Source organism: Streptomyces sp. NPDC002057 (assembly GCF_040296665.1).
Lineage (GTDB): Bacteria > Actinomycetota > Actinomycetes > Streptomycetales > Streptomycetaceae > Streptomyces.
Genome location: NZ_JBEOXR010000008.1, coordinates 92,383 through 109,010, shown reverse-complemented (window position 1 = coordinate 109,010; position 16,628 = coordinate 92,383). Strand labels below are relative to the sequence as shown.

The window sequence follows — 16,628 nt, the reverse complement described above, 5'->3', positions numbered from 1 at the left end:
CAGGCCGCCTGGTGTGCCGGGGAGTCGGAGGCCGCGCGGTGTCCGGTGGGTGACGGGGGGTGGGAAACTCCGGTGGTTCTTCCGTGGGTTCCGGGTGGGGCGGGCCGTCGGCGCTAGCGTCGGGTGTCATGTCGGAACCACATTCCCGCGTCTGGTACGCCGCCTACGGCTCCAACACGCACGCCGAGCGCCTCCGCGGCTACCTCGCCGGAGGCCGTCCGCCCGGGGGCGTGCGGGAGTTCCCCGGCTGCCGGGACCCGAGGGCGCCCGAGCGCTCCGTCGCCGTCGAGCTGGCCGGGCAGGTGTACTTCGCGACCGAGTCGGCCGTGTGGACCGGGGGCCGGGCGTTCTACGACCCGGGGGCGGACGGCACCGCGTGGGGCGTCGCCCATCTGCTGACCGCCGGGCAGTTCTCCGACATCGCCGCCCAGGAGATGTACCGCGCGCCCGGCGCCGACCTCGACCTGGCCGAGGTCCTCGCCACCGGCCGGTGCGTCCTCGGGCCCGGACGGTACGAGACCCTCGTCTGCCCGGGGGAGCTCGACGGCCTTCCCGTACTCACCTTCACCGCGTCCTGGCCGATGCCGGCGGCGGACGAGCTCCGCCGGCCCTCCGCGGCCTATCTGCGGCACCTCGCGGCCGGGCTCGGCGGGACCGGGGCGTGGCGGCCCGCCGAGGTCGCCGCCTATCTGGCGTCCCGACCGGGCGCGGCCGGGCACTGGACGCCGGAGGACGTGGCCGCCCTCAGCGTTCCGACAGCTCCGACGGGGCCTCCTGGACCAGCCAGCCGTTTCCGTCCGGGTCCTCGAAGGTCATGAAGGAGTTCCAGGTGCCGCCCTTGCCCTCCTCCCAGCCCGTCGCGCCCACGTGCCGGACCGGGGAGACGTCGACGCCCCGGGCGAGCAGCTCCGCCCGCCCGGCCTCGATGTCCGTGACGCAGAGCTGGAGGCCCTGGAGCGTCCCCGGCGCCATCTCCTTCGTGCCCGGCATCGGCGGCATGCCGCTCAGCAGGGCGATCGAACAGCGCGAGCCCGGCGGGGTGGCCTGGATGATGCGCACGCCGGGCGCCACCTCGTCGTCCAGGTCGATCGTGAAGCCGCACTTCTCGCCGTAGAACTCCTTCGACCGGTCCAGGTCCGTGACGGGGACCGGGACGACTTCCAGTGTCCAGTTCATGGCTTGCTTCTCCTCTTTCCGGTCCCGCGTTCCCCGGACGTCCCGGGGCCCGACCCTGCCACCGTCGCGCACCGGGGCGCCTCGCGCACCTCGGCCCGGCCCGACCCGGACCTGACGGAAAATCGTCGTCGCATCTTCCCGGGTGCGGCGCCGGACGGGGCCCGGAGGCGGGAATGTTCCCCTGATGTTCCGTCTGTTCCGTCCACGGTGCGGAATTGATCGCGGTCATCGACTCCAGTGACTCCCAACCTCCTTATAGTGAGCCTGCTTTGATCACTTGACCGCGACGCGTGCGACTGTCGCCACAGGATCCAGGACACATGACGCGCCCTTCCTCCGCAGAGCCCGCGCCCGATCCGACTCCGACCCCGCCGCCTCCCGGATGCCCGGCGCACGCCGGCCCGGCGGCCGTGCCGCTGAGCGGCCCCGGGTTCCAGACCGACCCCCGGGCCGCCTACCGCGCCATGCGGCGCGACCACGGCCCCGTCGTCCCCGTGGAGCTCCCCGGCGGCGTCCCCGCCTGGCTGGTCATCGGCTACCGGGAGATCCACCAGGTCACCAGCGACGGGCAGTTGTTCCCCCGCGACGTCGGCCTGTGGAACCAGTGGCCGCACATCCCCGACGACTGGCCGCTGCTCCCCATGGTCGGACGGCCCATGCCGTCCATCTACTTCAGCGCGGGGGAGGAGCACCGGCGGCACGTCCGGATGGTGGTGCCCGCCCTCGAGAGCGCCGACCCGTACGAGATCCGCGGCCACTGCGAGGAGCTGGCCGACCGGCTGATCGACGCCGTGTGCGGCCGGGGCACGGCCGACCTCGTGGCCGACTTCTGCGAACCCCTCCCCGTCCTCGTCCTCGCCCGCCTCATCGGGTTCCCCGACGACGAGGGCACCGACATATCCCGGGTCCTGAAGGACCTGGCCGACGGCGGCCCGGAGGCACAGAGCGCCCACCTGCGGTTCGCGGAGCACATGGGGCGGCTGGTGGCGGCGAAGCGGGCCGAGCCCGGCGACGACATCACCTCCCGCATGCTCGCCTTCCCCGAGGCGTTCACCGACGAGGAGTACATGCTCGACCTGATGGCCGTCACGGCCGCCGGGCACCTCACCACCGCCGACTGGCTCGGCAACTCCCTGCGGCTGATGCTCACCGAGACCGATTTCGCCGACTCGATGGCCCGCGGCCGGCACAGCGTCGCCGAGGCCACGACCGAGGTCCTGTGGGAGGACGCGCCCACCCAGATCCTCGCCGGACGCTGGGCCGCACGGGACACCCGGCTCGCCGGCCGGGCCGTCAAGGCCGGCGACATGCTGCTGCTCGGGCTGGGAGCGGCCAACACCGACCCGCTGATCCGCCAGGGCCTCCCCGACGGCGGCGCGGCCGCGCGCGGCGGCAGCGGCGCGCACCTGGCGTTCAGCCACGGCGAGTACCGGTGCCCGTTCCCCGCCCAGGAGATCGCCGAGATCATCGTCCGTACCGGCATCGAGGTCATGCTCGACCGGCTGCCCGACCTCGAACTCGCCGTCCCCGCCGACGAACTCGTCCGGCGGCCCTCCGCCTTCCTGCGCGGCACCACCTCGCTCCCCGTCCGGTTCACCCCCGTACGCACGACAGGAGACCCCTCGTGAACTGCCCTCACGCCGCCGCCCAGGACGGCGGGACCGTCGTCATCGACCCGATGGTCCAGGACCTGGACGGCGAGACGGCGCGGCTGCGTGACGCCGGCCCGCTGGCCCGGATCGACCTGCTCGGCGTGCCCGCCTGGGCCGTCACCCGGCACGCCGACGCCCGGCGGCTCCTGGTCGACCCCCGTCTGGTGAAGGACCTCGACGTCTGGAGCCTGTGGCGGAGCGGCGCGGTGACGCACGCGTGGCCGCTCATCGGGATGATCGACGCCGGCCGGTCCATGTTCACCGTCGACGGCGCCGAGCACCGCCGGCTGCGCACCAAGACCTCCCAGGCGCTCACCCCGCGCCGACTGGAGGCGATACGCCCCGACATCGAGAAGTTCACCGGGGAGCTCCTCGACGCGCTGGCCGACGGCGGCGCGGGCGGCGCCGTGGTCGACCTCAAGGCCGTGTTCGCGCAGCCGCTGCCCATGCGGGTGGTCGGCATGCTGATGGGCGTCGACCCCGCCTCGAACACCATGCTGACCCGGCAGTACAAGAAGTTCTTCTCGATGCTCACCCCGCAGGACGAGCGCCTCGCCCTCCTGGCCGACCTGGACGTCTTCTACGCCGGTCTGGTCCGCGAGAAGACCGCGCGGCCCACCGACGACCTGACCTCCGCGCTCATCCTCGCCGACGAGGGCGGCGAGCCGCTCACCGAGGAGGAGGTGATCGGCAACCTCAAGGCGATGGTCGCCGCCGGGCACGAGACCACGATCGGGCTCATCCTCAACGCCGTGCGCGCGCTGCTCGCCCACCCCGACCAGCTGCGGCTGGTCCTGGACGGGGAGGTCTCCTGGGAGACCGTGATCGAGGAGACCCTGCGCTGGGACACCCCGACCACCCATCTGCTGATGCGGTTCGCCACCGAGGACATCGAGGTGGGCGACGGCGTCATCGCCCGGGGCGAGGGCGTGGTCATCTCCTACCGGGCGATCGGCCGCGACCCCGAGCAGCACGGGCCCGGCGCCGACGCGTTCGACGTCACCCGTCCCGGCCCCGTCCGGCACATGACCTTCGGCCACGGCCCGCACATCTGCCCCGGTGCGGCGCTCTCCCGCGTCGAGGCGGGCATCGCCCTGCCCGCCCTCTTCGCGCGCTTCCCCCGGCTGCGGCTCGCGGTGCCGGACGCCGACCTCCGCAAGCTGCCGGTGATGACGCAGAACGACATGGAGGCGTTCCCGGTCCTCCTCGACGCCTGAGCCCGGGCCGGCCGTCAGGAGCTCCGGCGGACGGATACGGCCCCGGGTCCGCCGGGTCCGTGACCCCGACCGGGTCCGCCGGGCCGCACCCCCCGGCAGGTTCCCCCGGCCGTGCCCCCCGGCCGGGCCCGGCCGGTCTCAGCGTCCCGCCGGTGTCCAGTGCAGCCGGCCGTCCAGGCCCATCGCCGCCACCCCGTCCGGCCCCGCGTCCGGCGCCCCCGCGAAGAGGAACCGCTCCAGCGTCCACACCGGGCTCGTCCCCGTCCGGCCGTGCGGCGCCGTCGCAAGGAATCCGGTACGGGACCGGACCGCGAGCATCCCTTCGCCGCCGCTCACCGGGCCGAAGCCGGCGACTCCGGCGCCCGGCAGCTCGGTGACCGGGGAGACCGGGCCCACGCCCGAGAAGTCGGCGCTGCGCAGGTCGCCGGAGGCGGGCTTGCGGAACCAGAGCCGTACGCCGTCGCCGTCCGGCGCCGCGCTCGCGCTCAGCGCCAGCGTCGTCGGCGGAAGACCGGTCCGCACCGGACCCGTGAGCGGTCCGCCGGAGTACGGGCGCGCCCACACCAGGACGGTGTCCGGGGTGCTCGCGAAGACGTACTCCCGGCCCGTCCCGTCCGTCGCCGCGACCGGGTCGCCGTACACGTCCGAGCCGCCGAGCGCCCGCCACGGACCCCAGCGGCCGTCCGCGCCCTGCTCGCGGGCGGTCAGACGGTGGTGGCTGTCGCGCAGGAGCAGCGTCGCCCGGCCGTCGCCGCCGACGGTCACGGCGGGCGCGCTGATGTCCGAGGTGCCGCTCGCGTCGTCCCGCTCGGGCGTGCCGAGCGAGCGCCACGGGCCGAAGGCGCCGCCGGGGGCCGTCTGCTCGGTCGCCACCACCTCACGGCGGTAGTCGGCGAGCACCGTCCGGGTCCCGAAGACCGCGACGCGGCCGTCGGGCAGCGTCACCGAGGTGACCCCGCTGTCCAGGCCGCCGCCCGGCAGCAGCGTCGGGCCGCGCCACGCGCCGCCGTCCGCCGGCTTCCGCCAGGTCGCGAGGTGTCCGTCGAGGACGGAGAAGGCGTGGAGGCCGCCGTCCCGGTCCTGCCGCACCCAGGAGGTGGAGGTGCCCCGGGCGTACCGGACGGTGTCGCTCCAGCCCCGGCCGGCCGGCCGCGCGGCCACCTTCAGGTCGCCGCAGCCCGCGAGGGTCCCGCAGTCGTTGACGCCGTCCAGCCAGGCGTAGGTCTTGAGGGTCTTCAGCTTGTCGCCCGCCGTCTCGGGGTCGAGCGTGTGCGGCAGGAGGCTGGTGGGGTAGCCGAGGTAGTTCTGGACGCCGACGTGCGGGTGCCCGGGGAGCTCCGCGTACCGGGCGAGAGCGGCCTGCGCGAACCGCGCCCCGTACAGGTGGTCCTGGTGGTCCCGGAGCTTCCCGGTCTCCGGGTACGTGCCCGGGCTCGGGTCCTGCATCCGCACGAAGGTCGGCCGGAACCGGTCGAGCAGCCCCGCGACCGTCGCCACGACCTGGTCCTTCGTGTACGCGAAGTCGGCGCCGACCGGGGTGCCGGAGGAGCGCTGCGACTCCAGGGCGGCTATGCGGCCGTGCCACAGGCCGTTCAGGCTGTGCGGGCGGTCGTCGCTGATCGAGCCGGCCTCGCGCAGCTGCAGCCACACCAGCTTGACCTGCGGCTTCGCGCGCAGCGTGTCCAGTTCGGCCATCGCGCCGCCGGAGGTGGGTATCGCCGTCCGGTCCCAGGGACTGGTCCGGCTGCCGGTCACCATCTCGGCGTACGCGGCACGTATGCCGTTCTGCCGGGCCTCGGCGTAGCCGGCCTTGTCGGCCTCGGTGTCCTCGGCGTCGCGCGGGCGGGCGTTGACGCCGTCCGACTCGCCGGCGGTGAGGTAGACGGAGGCCAGGGGGGTGCCGGAGCGGAGGGACTGGGAGACGTCCGGGTTCATGAAGTACAGGTCGTCGTCCGGGTGCGCCACGATCTGCACGACGGAGGTGCGGGCCTTCGGCCTCCCCTTCGGCGTGACGGGGGCGGGGGAGGGTGCCCGGACCAGTTTCGCCGGCGCCTTCTCCCCGGCCGCCCTCGCCTCGTCCGCCCGCGCCCCGGAGACCTTCGCCTCCGGTGCCGCGTGCGCCGCCGACGGGCTGGGCGCCCCCGTCACGGAGAGGAGCCCGGCGAAGGTGCCGCCCACCAGGGCGGCCGTCACGGCCGTGGAGACGGTCCTGCGGCGGGACGGGAGGAGGCGGCGGCGGAGGCGGACGGGCATGTGCGGTGGCGCGCTTTCGACAGGGGCCGGACAGCGGTCGGACAGTCGGGCGGACGGTCGGACCTGCGGTCGGACAGGCGGGTGGTCCCGCGCTTTCGGACGGGTTCGGGCAGGCGGAGGTGTCCGCCCCGAGCAAGACGGACTTTCAAGAAATACGGTTCATCGGCCTCGAAAAGCGATCAATGTGCGGGACATCACGTGTGACCCGCTGCGAACCGAAGGCCTGGGCGCCCCGGCCCCCCGCTCCGGATAGGCTCGATCCACCCCGGTCCCACCCGGGGGCGGACCTGTGACGAGGGAGCGGCGGAATGACGGTTCCGGGACGCAGGAGCAGTACGTTCTCACGGCTGCTGCGGCACGGGTTCACCGACCCCTCCGGAGCCGAGCGGCTGCTCGACGTGCCCGAGCTCTCCGCCCTGCGCGGCGACTCCGTCCTGCTCGACGCCCTCGGCGCCACCGCCGACCCCGATCTCGCCCTGCGCGGTCTCGTCCGCCTGGTCGAGGCGCAGCCGGAGACCGAGCGGCAGACCTTCACGGCCACCCTGCTCTCCGCCAAGCCGTTCCGGGACCGCCTCCTCGGGGTCCTCGGCGCCTCCGAGGCGCTCGCCGACCACCTGGCCCGGCACCCCCGCGACTGGGAGTCGCTCGTCACCTACGAGGCGGCCGACCTGCACCCGGGGGTGGCCGAGTTCGAGCGGGGGCTCGTCGAGGCCGTCGACGCGGACTCCCTGCGGATCGCCTACCGTCGCTGTCTGCTGGCCATAGCGGCCCGTGACGTGTGCGGCACCACCGACGTCGCCGAGGCGGCGGCCGAGCTGGCCGACCTGGCGACGGCCACCCTGCGCGCGGCGCTCGACATCGCCCGGACCGCGGCGCCGGACGACGCCGCCGCGTGCCGGCTCGCGGTGATCGCCATGGGCAAGTGCGGCGGCCACGAGCTCAACTACGTCTCCGACGTGGACGTGATCTTCGTGGGGGAGCCGGCCGAGGGCGCCGACGAGGGCAAGGCGGTCCAGGCCGCGACCCGGCTCGCCTCCCACCTGATGCGGCTCTGCTCGGAGACCACCGTCGAGGGCACCATCTGGCCGGTCGACGCCAACCTCCGCCCCGAGGGCCGCAACGGCCCCCTCGTCCGTACCCTCTCCTCCCACCTCGCCTACTACCAGCGCTGGGCGAAGACCTGGGAGTTCCAGGCCCTGCTGAAGGCGCGCGCGGTGGCCGGTGACACGGAGCTCGGCGCCCAGTACATCGACGCCGTCTCCCCGCTCGTCTGGCAGGCCGCCGAGCGCGAGAACTTCGTGCCCGACGTGCAGAAGATGCGCCGCCGGGTCGTCGACAACATCCCCGCCGCCCAGGTCGACCGCGAACTCAAGCTGGGCCCCGGCGGTCTGCGGGACGTCGAGTTCGCCGTCCAGCTCCTCCAGCTGGTGCACGGCCGGAGCGACGCCACCCTGCACAGCGGCAGCACCCTCGACGCGCTCGCCGCCCTCGCGGCCGGCGGCTACGTCGGCCGGGCCGACGCCGCCCAGCTCGACGAGGCGTACCGCTTCCTGCGGGCCATGGAGCACCGCATCCAGCTGTACCGGCTGCGCCGCACCCACCTCGTCCCGGAGGACGAGGCCGACCTGCGCCGCCTCGGCCGCTCGCTCGGCCTGCGCACCGACCCGGTCGCCGAGCTCAACAAGGAGTGGAAGCGGCACGCGGCCGTCGTCCGGCGGCTGCACGAGAAGATCTTCTACCGGCCGCTGCTCGACGCGGTCGCCCAGCTCGCCCCCGGCGAGATCCGGCTCAGCCCGAAGGCGGCCGGACAGCGGCTGGAGGCGCTGGGGTACGCGGACCCCGCCGCCGCCCTGCGGCACCTGGAGGCGCTGGCCTCCGGGGTGAGCCGGAAGGCCGCGATCCAGCGGACGCTGCTCCCGGTGCTGCTCGGCTGGTTCGCGGACTCGGCCGACCCGGACGCGGGCCTGCTCGGCTTCCGCAAGGTCTCCGACGCCCTCGGCAAGACCCCCTGGTACCTGCGGCTGCTCCGGGACGAGGGCGCCGCCGCCGAGAACCTCGCCCGGGTGCTGTCCGCCGGGCGCCTCGCCCCCGACCTGCTGCTGCGCGCCCCGGAGGCGGTCGCGCTCCTCGGCGACCCGGAGGGGCTGAAGCCGCGCGGCCGGGACCATCTGGAGCAGGAGGTCCTGGCGGCGGTGGGCCGCGCGGCCGACGCCGAGCAGGCCGTCGCGGCGGCCCGCGGGGTGCGGCGCAGGGAACTGTTCCGTACCGCCGCGGCCGACCTCATCCGCTCGTACGGCACCGAGGACAGCCCCCGCGAGCCCGATCCGGGCGCGCTGGTCGACCGGGTGGGCGAGGCGGTCACCGATCTGAACGCGGTGACGATCGCGGGCGCCCTGCGGGCCGCCGTCCGCGCCGAGTGGGGCGACGAGCTGCCGACCCGGTTCGCGGTCATCGGCATGGGCCGCTTCGGCGGTCACGAGCTGGGGTACGGCTCCGACGCCGACGTCCTGTTCGTGCACGAGCCGCGCGAGGGCGTCGACGAGCAGGAGGCGGCCACCGCCGCGAACCGGGTGGTCGCCGAGATGCGTCGGCTCCTCCAACTCCCCACGGCCGACCCGCCGTTGCTGATCGACGCGGACCTCAGACCGGAGGGCAAGAGCGGCCCCATGGTCCGCACCCTGAAGTCGTACGCGGCCTACTACCACCGCTGGTCGCTGGTCTGGGAGAGCCAGGCGCTGCTGCGTGCCGAACCCATGGCGGGCGACCGGGACCTGGCGGACCGCTTCATCGAACTCGTCGACCCCCTGCGCTACCCGGCCGAGGGCCTCGGCGAGGACGCGGTCCGGGAGATCCGCCGCCTCAAGGCCCGGATGGAGTCCGAGCGGCTGCCCCGCGGCGCCGACCCGACCCTCCACGCCAAGCTGGGCCGCGGTGGCCTGAGCGACGTCGAGTGGACGGTCCAGCTGCTCCAGATGCGGCACGGCTGGGCCGAGCCGGGGCTGCGGACCACGCGGACCCGGGAGGCGCTCGGGGCGGCGCACGCGGCCGGCCTCATCCCGACGGAGGAGGCGCAGACCCTGGACGAGGCGTGGGTCCTCGCCACCCGTGTCCGCAACGCGGTGATGCTGGTCCGCGGCCGGCCCGGCGACACCTTCCCCTCGGACCCGCGCGAACTCGCTGCGGTCGGACGGTACCTGGGGTACGAGTCCGGCCACGTCGGCGAGATGGTCGACGACTACCGCCGGATCACGCGCCGGGCGAGAGCGGTGGTCGAGGAGCTGTTCTACGGCGCGCTCTGAGAGCTCTGACCGGTCTTCAGATAGGGCTGGAGCAGGGTGCCCCACGCCTTGTCGATCTTCTCGTACTCGCCGGGGCACCGGACGGCCCGGGCCTCGGGCAGGACCCCGTCGGGGTTGGCCTCGGTCTGGACGACGCCCTGGTAGGCGGCGGGGTCGGAGCCGTACAGCCAGCAGATGGCGTTGTAGTACCGCTGGGCGTCGAGGGCGTGCTCGTCGGCGAGTTGTCCGGTGATGTCGCCGTTCTCGGCGGCCACGGCGAGGGCGCCCCAGGCCTCGATGTCGCTCACCGCGTACTGCTGGCGCAGCGGGTCGCCCGCGAGCAGGAGCGTGGCGAGCTGGTCGGCCGCGTCCTCCTCCCGGCCGGTGCTCGGCAGTTCGTAGAGGTCGATCAGGGCGTGTCCGAGTTCGTGGAAGACCGTGCTGTTGGAGACGCCGATGAGGTCGTCCTCGGTGGCCCGGGCCTGCTGGGCCTGGGTGCCGGTCGTGTTGAGCTTCTCGAAGAGGCCCCGGTACGCGCCGACCAGCTCGTAGCAGAAGAGGATGCCCTGGGATTCCGGATCCCAGTAGGCGTTGGCGTCGCCGCCGCAGCTCAGGGCCGTCAGGGGGACGTCACGGGGCAGCCCGATCAGGGAGTTGATGTGGGCCGCCGCGCTCTCCAGGACCTCGTTCCCCTGGAGGAACTCCTGCTCCGCCTGGTCGGTGGCCGTCTCGGCGGGCTGGTAGTCCACGACGAGAAGTCCCGGTCCGGGTACGGCGGGTGCGGAGGAAACGGCGGGGGCGGCGGCCGTGGCGGTCGACGCTCCGAGGGTCAGCAGGGTGGCGGCGGCCACGACAGCGGCCGCCCAGGCCCGGTGGAACAGCATGCTCGTCTCCGATCCGGAGAGTGCCCCGATTCCACCGGCCGACGGGGGGCGGGCCCCCTCTCGGCCGTACCTCATCAGGATAGGCCCGGCGCCCGGTTCAGGGCGCGTCGAGCAGCGTCCTCACATGCGTCAGGTACCCCGTGAGCGCCAGCTCGAAGGCGTGGTCGGCGCGGCCCTCGGGCACCGCGCCGAGGGCGCGGGCCAGTTGGGGCGTGGCCGTCTCGTCGGCCAGCTCCCACATGGCCTCGGGGGCGGCCATGTCGAGCGCGGAGCCGAGGACGAGGTTCTCCAGGGCGATGATCACGGGCATGACGTCCGGGAGGGCGAACCCCGCGTCGAGCAGGCGGCCCACGGCCCGCTCGTACTGGAGGAGGACCTTGGGGGCGCGGACCGGCGAGGTGGTGAGGAGCGGGATGGCGCGCGGGTGGGCGGCGAAGGCGGCCCGGTAGGAGCGGGCCCAGGCGGTGAGGGCCGCGTCCCAGGGTTCCCGGTCGAGGGTGTCGGTCTCGATGGCGGCGGCCACGCGTTCGCGCAGCAGCTCGACGATGCCGTCGCGGCCGTCGACGTGGTGGTAGACGGAGGCGGTCTGCACCCCGAGGCGCCGGGCGATCTGCGGGACGCTGAACTCGCCCTTCTCGTCGACGATGTCGAGCGCCGTGGTGGCGATGCGTTCCCGGTCGAGGAGCGGTCTGCGCGGCCGGCCCATGAGGTGTCACTCCCTGTTCAGGTCTTCCCGAATCGTCGAACGCGAGGTTACATTGCGCAAACCGAAAGCCTTTAGGTTTCTGCTTCCCCGGGACACCGCTGCCCCGACACGTCCGCCACCGGAAGGGCTTCCTGCCGCATGCCCGCACCCACCGCCCCCGACGAGCCCCCAGGGCTGAGAACCGGCACCCTCACCACCGCCGACATCTCCTTCTTCGTCGTCTCCGCCGCCGCCCCGCTCACCGTCATGGCGGGCGTCGCCCCCGTCGCCATCGCCCTCGGCGGCATCGGCGCACCCGTCGGCTACCTCCTGGCCGGCCTCACCCTCACCGTCTTCGCCGTCGGCTTCACGACCATGAGCCGCCACGTCCGCAGCGCCGGCGCCTTCTACGCCTACATCAGCCGCGGCCTCGGCACCCCCATCGGCATCGCCGCCGCCCTCGTCGCCATGCTCGGCTACAACGGCATGGAGATCGGCGTCTACGGACTCCTCGGCTCCGCCACCTCGGACACCGCCGCCGCCCTCGGCCACGACGTCCCCTGGCTGCCCGTCTCCCTCGCCGGCCTGCTGCTCGTCTGGTACGGCGGCTACCGCTCGATCGACTTCGGCGCCAAACTCCTCGGCGTCCTCCTCGTCGCCGAGACCGGCATCCTCGTCCTCCTCGCCGGCGGCGTCCTGATCGACGGCGGCGCCCAGGGACTCTCGCTCGGCGGCCTCGCCCCCGCGCACGTCCTCACCGGAGGCACCGCGGCCGTCCTCGCCTGCGCCTTCGCCGCCTTCACCGGCTTCGAGTCGACCGTGATCTACCGGCGCGAGGCCAGGAACCCCGAGCGCACCATCCCCCGCGCCACCTACATCGCGGTCGCCTTCCTCGGCCTCTTCTACGCCTTCGTCGTCTGGACCGTCATCCAGGCCTTCGGCGAGGACAAGGTCGTCCGGGCCGCCGCCGACGACCCCGGCGGCCTCTTCTTCGCCGCCATCACCACGTACGTCGGAGCCTGGGCCGCCGACCTGATGCACCTGCTCATCATCACCAGCGTCCTCGCCTCCCTGCTCGCCTTCCACAACGCCATCAACCGCTACACCCTCTCCCTCTCCGAGGAGGGCGTGCTGCCGAAGGCGCTCGGCCGCATCCACCCCCGCCACCGCTCCCCGTACATCGCCGGAGCCGTGCAGACCGCGCTGGGCGCCGTCGTCGTCCTCGCCTTCGCGCTCGCCGGGGCCGACCCGTACCAGCAACTCCTGCTCTGGGTGAACACGCCGGGAATGATCGGCCTCATGGTCCTCCAGCTGCTCGCCGCGATCGCCGTGCCCTGCTTCTTCCGGCGGATCGACCACCGCGAGGGCCCGCTCCGCACGGTCGTCGCCCCCGTCGTCGCGTCCGTGCTGCTCGCCGGGGCGATCGGCCTCGTCACCCTCAACGTCGAGCTCTTCACCGGGGCCTCGACCACGGTCAACACCGTGCTCGTCTCCCTCGTCCCCGCCGTCTTCGGCCTGGGACTCCTCCTCGCGTACCGGCTGCGCCGCACCCGCCCCGAGACCTACGCCCGCTTCGCCGCGGAACCCACCGAAACGACCGACCCTGGAGCCCTCACGTGTCCTCCGCACCCGACCTCGTCCTCGTCAACGCCCGCGTCCGCGACCCCGAGCTCACCGGCGCCACCGCCGTCGCGGTCCATGGCGGACTGATCACCGCCCTCGGCACCGACGCCGAGGCCCGCACCTGGACCGGCCCCGGCACCGAGACCGTCGACCTCGGCGGCGCCACCCTCACCCCCGGCCTCACCGACGCGCACAGCCACCCCGTCTGGGGCCTGGAGATGTTCCACGGCACCGACCTGTCCGGCGTCACCGACCTCGACGGGCTGCGCACCGCCCTCCGCGACGCCGAGCGCCACGACGGCTGGATCCTCGGCCACGGCCTCGACCACAACGTCTTCGGCGGCCGCCCGGTCCACCGCGACCTCGTCGAGGACGTCCTCGACGGCGCCCCCGCCCACCTGCGCCTCTACGACGGACACTCCGTCCTCGTCAGCGCCACCGCCCTCAGGGCCGCCGGCATCGACGGGCCCCGCGCCTTCGCCCAGCACTCCGAGATCGTCTGCGACGCCGGGGGCCGCCCCACCGGGCACCTGGTCGAGCACGCCGCCATGGACCTGATGACCCCGGTCCTGCCCGCCCAGCCGTACGCCGAGCGCCGCGACCGGCTCGTCGACCTGCTGACCGGCATGGCCGCCACCGGCCTCACCTCCGCCCACGTCATGGACCTCGGCGGACACGACGTACCCGGCCTCCTGACCTCCCTGGAGGAGGACGGCGAGCTGCCGCTGCGGCTGCGCCTCGCCCCCTGGTGCATGCCGGGCGCCACCGAGGAGGAGCTGGACGGTTTCGTACGGCTCCAGGCGCGGGCCGGGCGCCTGTGGGCGATCGGCGGCGTCAAGTTCTTCATGGACGGCACCGTCGAGGGCGGCACCGCCTGGCTGGAGCACGCCGACTGCCACGGCCGGGGCACCGACGCCTTCTGGCCCGACCCGGCCGCGTACTCCGCCGCCGTCCGCCACCTCCACCGCGCCGGTGTCGGCACCGCCACCCACGCCATCGGCGACGCCGCCGTCCGGCACGTCCTCGACACCGTCGAGGGCCTCGGTCCGGGCGGTCCCCGCCACCGGATCGAGCACATCGAGACGGTCCCCGACGACCAGCTCGGGCGGTTCGCCGCACTCGGGGTCGTCGCCTCGATGCAGCCCCCGCACACCGCGTACACCCGCGCCGACCACACCGACGAGTGGTCCAGGCGGCTCGGCGAGGAGCGGGCCGCCCGCGCCTGGCGCTGCCGTGACCTGCGGGACGCCGGAGCGCACCTCGCGCTCGGCTCCGACTGGCCCATCGCCCACTACGACGCCCGGCAGGTCCTGGCCACCGCCCGCGCCCCGCGCGGCGCCGCCTCGGCCCGGCACGGGCTCACCGGTCTGATGGCCCTGGAGGGCATGACCACCCACGCGGCGGTCGCGGCGGGGGAGGAAGCGGTCGCGGGCCGCGTCGCCCCGGGGTACCGGGCCGACCTCACCGCCTTCGCCGTGGACCCCGTGGAGGCCCCGGCGGACGAGACCGAGCAGGCCCCGATCCGGCTCGCCGTAGCCGGCGGCCGGATCACCTACCGCAACTGACGCTCCGGAGCCGACGGACCGGCCGGATCACCGGCGGGAACCGACGCTCCGGAGCCGACGGACCGGCCGGATCACCGGCGGGAGGCGACCGACTGCCCCGAGTCGCCTGCCGGGTCCTGCTCGTCCTCGCGGTCCGTCCCCTTCGCCGGGGACGGGCCGCCGCGCGCCACGACGCCGGGCACCGGCTCCACCAGCTTGGGCAGGCGGTGCGGGCGCGAGCCGTACCAGAAGTACGAGACCGCGAAGCCGAAGGCGAGGCAGATCATGCCGCCGACCGCGTCCAGCCAGAAGTGGTTCGCGGTGGCGACGATCACGACCAGGGTCGCCATCGGGTAGAGCAGGCCCAGGATCTTCGCCCAGGGCGCCTTCGCGAGCAGGAAGATCGTCAGCCCGCACCAGAGCGACCAGCCGATGTGCATCGACGGCATCGCCGCGTACTGGTTCGACACGTGCTTGAGGTTCCCCGAGGCCATCGAGCCCCAGGTCTCGTGGACGAGCACCGTGTCGATGAAGTCCTGGCCGTTCATGAGCCGGGGCGGCGCGAGCGGGTACAGGTAGTAACCGACCAGGGCCACACCGGTGGTGGCGAACAGGACGGTGCGGAACGCCGCGTAACGGCCCGGGTGCCAGCGGTACAGCCACACGAGCACACCGATGGTCACGACGAAGTGCAGCGTCGCGTAGTAGTAGTTCATCGACACGATCAGCCAGGTCACCGAGTTCACGGCGTGGTTGACGGCGTGCTCGAAGGCGAGACCGAGGGACTCCTCGGCCCGCCAGATCCAGTCCGCGTTCTGGAGCGCCTGGGCCTTCTGCTCCGGCACCGCGTTGCGGATGAGCGAGTACGTCCAGTAGCTCACGGCGATGAGCAGGATCTCGAACCAGATGGTGGGACGCCGAGGCGTGCGCGCACGCAGGCGCGCGAACCTGCCGTCGGCCACGATGGGTGACGACGGGGTCGTCCGGTTGTCCAAACTCTTCACGGTCGTTTCACCCATAGGGAGAGAGTCTGCCAGATCCCTTCCCCCCGACCGATCATCCCCCGGACGGGTTCGGGGCGCACCCGGTCCACCTCAGGAAGGAGGTCGTACGGGGGATCGGCAAGGGGTCGGTCGGGGGTCGGGCAAGGGGTCGGGCAGGGGTCAGGCGGAGGGTCGGACGGCCGACGGCGCCGAGGCGGTCGACCCCCGGACGACCAGCTCGGGCATGAAGACGAACTCGGAGTGCGGGGCGGGGGTGCCCCCGACCTCTTCGAGCAGCGCGCGGACCGCGGCCTGCCCCATCGCCTGCACGGGTTGCCGGATGGTGGTCAGCGGCGGATCGGTGAACGCTATGAGGGGCGAGTCGTCGAAGCCGACGACGGAGACGTCCCTCGGCACGTCGAGCCCCTGCTGCCGGGCGGCCCTGATCGCGCCGAGCGCCATCATGTCGCTCGCGCACACGACCGCCGTACACCCGCGGGAGATCAGCGCCCCGGCGGCGGCCTGGCCGCCCTCCAGGGTGTAGAGGGAGTGCTGGATCAGCTCCTCGGACTCCTCGGAGCCGAGGCCGAGCCGCTCCTCCATGCCCTTCTGGAAGCCCTCTATCTTGCGGAGCACCGGCACGAACCGCTTCGGTCCGACGGCGAGCCCGATCCGGGTGTGGCCGAGCGCGGCCAGGTGCGTCACCGCGAGCCGCATCGCGGCCCGGTCGTCGGGGGAGACGAAGGGCGCCTGGACCTTGGGGGAGAAGCCGTTGAGGAGGACGTACGGGACACCCTTGCCGCGCAGCTGGTCGTAGCGCGTCATGTCGGCGGTGGTGTCGGCGTGCAGTCCGGAGACGAAGATGATGCCGGCGACGCCCCGCTCCACCAGCATGTCGGTGAGCTCGTCCTCGGTGGAGCCGCCGGGGGTCTGGGTGGCGAGGACCGGCGTGTATCCCTGCCGGGTCAGGGCCTGCCCGATGACCTGCGCGAGCGCGGGGAAGATCGGGTTGTCCAGTTCCGGGGTGATGAGACCGACGAGCCCCGCGCTGCGCTGGCGCAGTCGTACGGGCCGCTCGTAGCCGAGCACGTCGAGCGCGGCAAGGACGGACTCGCGGGTGGCCGTGGCCACACCGGGCTTGCCGTTGAGCACGCGGCTGACTGTGGCCTCACTGACCCCCGCCTGGGCTGCGATGTCGGAGAGCCGCGCGGTCATGAGAGTGGACTGTACCGGTCACAGGGCGTATTGCCCACCGACCGGGTGATGCAAGCCACTCCGCAAGGTCTTGCAGGATTTGCGGGGCGCGCGTGGCGTGATCGGGGAGCGCGCGGGG

The 16,628-nt window shown here is 73.7% G+C and carries 12 protein-coding genes; 6 read left to right on the top strand and 6 right to left on the bottom strand.

The features are described 5' to 3' along the window. Positions 1-128: 128 nt before the first annotated feature. The gene (locus tag ABT129_RS09610) at positions 129-818 is read left to right on the top strand and encodes a histone deacetylase (RefSeq protein ID WP_351898761.1); all 690 of its coding nucleotides are present in this window, start codon (positions 129-131) and stop codon (positions 816-818) included. On the opposite strand, the gene ABT129_RS09605 is transcribed toward ABT129_RS09610, so the two are convergent. Further along, positions 745-1,176, bottom strand: a complete 432-nt coding sequence (locus ABT129_RS09605) for a VOC family protein (protein WP_351898758.1) — start codon at positions 1,174-1,176, stop codon at positions 745-747. The two genes, ABT129_RS09610 and ABT129_RS09605, sit on opposite strands and share 74 nt — an antisense overlap. A gap of 320 nt (positions 1,177-1,496) precedes the next feature. Between ABT129_RS09605 and ABT129_RS09600 the strand changes: the two genes are divergently transcribed. Together ABT129_RS09600 and ABT129_RS09595 are read left to right on the top strand one after the other, a co-directional pair. After that, positions 1,497-2,804 carry a cytochrome P450 gene (locus tag ABT129_RS09600; protein WP_351898756.1) on the top strand — a complete coding sequence of 436 codons (1,308 nt, stop codon included), beginning with the start codon at positions 1,497-1,499 and terminating at the stop codon, positions 2,802-2,804. Continuing rightward, on the top strand, positions 2,801-4,045 hold the full coding sequence (locus tag ABT129_RS09595; RefSeq protein WP_351898754.1) for a cytochrome P450 family protein: 1,245 nt from the start codon (positions 2,801-2,803) through the stop codon (positions 4,043-4,045). The genes ABT129_RS09600 and ABT129_RS09595 overlap by 4 nt, the downstream gene beginning before the upstream one ends. A 138-nt stretch (positions 4,046-4,183) precedes the next feature. Here ABT129_RS09595 and ABT129_RS09590 read toward each other — a convergent pair whose 3' ends face one another. Further along, positions 4,184-6,298 carry a PIG-L family deacetylase gene (locus ABT129_RS09590; protein ID WP_351898751.1) on the bottom strand — a complete coding sequence of 705 codons (2,115 nt, stop codon included), beginning with the start codon at positions 6,296-6,298 and terminating at the stop codon, positions 4,184-4,186. Positions 6,299-6,606: 308 nt separating this feature from the next. Between ABT129_RS09590 and ABT129_RS09585 the strand changes: the two genes are divergently transcribed. After that, positions 6,607-9,597, top strand: coding sequence for a bifunctional [glutamine synthetase] adenylyltransferase/[glutamine synthetase]-adenylyl-L-tyrosine phosphorylase (locus ABT129_RS09585; RefSeq protein WP_351898750.1), 2,991 nt, complete (start codon positions 6,607-6,609; stop codon positions 9,595-9,597). Here the strand turns inward: ABT129_RS09585 and ABT129_RS09580 are convergent. Together ABT129_RS09580 and ABT129_RS09575 are read right to left on the bottom strand one after the other, a co-directional pair. Then, complete coding sequence (locus tag ABT129_RS09580; protein WP_351898748.1) at positions 9,582-10,460, bottom strand: DUF4344 domain-containing metallopeptidase; 879 nt, start codon at positions 10,458-10,460, stop codon at positions 9,582-9,584. The two genes, ABT129_RS09585 and ABT129_RS09580, sit on opposite strands and share 16 nt — an antisense overlap. A 97-nt stretch (positions 10,461-10,557) precedes the next feature. Continuing rightward, entirely contained in the window at positions 10,558-11,166 is a 609-nt protein-coding gene (locus tag ABT129_RS09575) for a TetR/AcrR family transcriptional regulator (protein ID WP_351898745.1), read from the bottom strand. Positions 11,167-11,304: 138 nt separating this feature from the next. On the opposite strand from ABT129_RS09575, the gene ABT129_RS09570 reads away from it, so the two are divergent. After that, positions 11,305-12,855, top strand: coding sequence for an APC family permease (locus ABT129_RS09570; RefSeq protein WP_351898743.1), 1,551 nt, complete (start codon positions 11,305-11,307; stop codon positions 12,853-12,855). Next, positions 12,762-14,333, top strand: coding sequence for an amidohydrolase (locus ABT129_RS09565; protein WP_351898740.1), 1,572 nt, complete (start codon positions 12,762-12,764; stop codon positions 14,331-14,333). The genes ABT129_RS09570 and ABT129_RS09565 overlap by 94 nt, the downstream gene beginning before the upstream one ends. Before the next feature lie 71 nt (positions 14,334-14,404). Here ABT129_RS09565 and ABT129_RS09560 read toward each other — a convergent pair whose 3' ends face one another. Together ABT129_RS09560 and ABT129_RS09555 are read right to left on the bottom strand one after the other, a co-directional pair. After that, complete coding sequence (locus ABT129_RS09560) at positions 14,405-15,331, bottom strand: phosphatase PAP2 family protein (protein ID WP_351898738.1); 927 nt, start codon at positions 15,329-15,331, stop codon at positions 14,405-14,407. A gap of 144 nt (positions 15,332-15,475) precedes the next feature. Then, complete coding sequence (locus ABT129_RS09555; RefSeq protein WP_351898735.1) at positions 15,476-16,510, bottom strand: LacI family DNA-binding transcriptional regulator; 1,035 nt, start codon at positions 16,508-16,510, stop codon at positions 15,476-15,478. Positions 16,511-16,628: the final 118 nt, after the last annotated feature.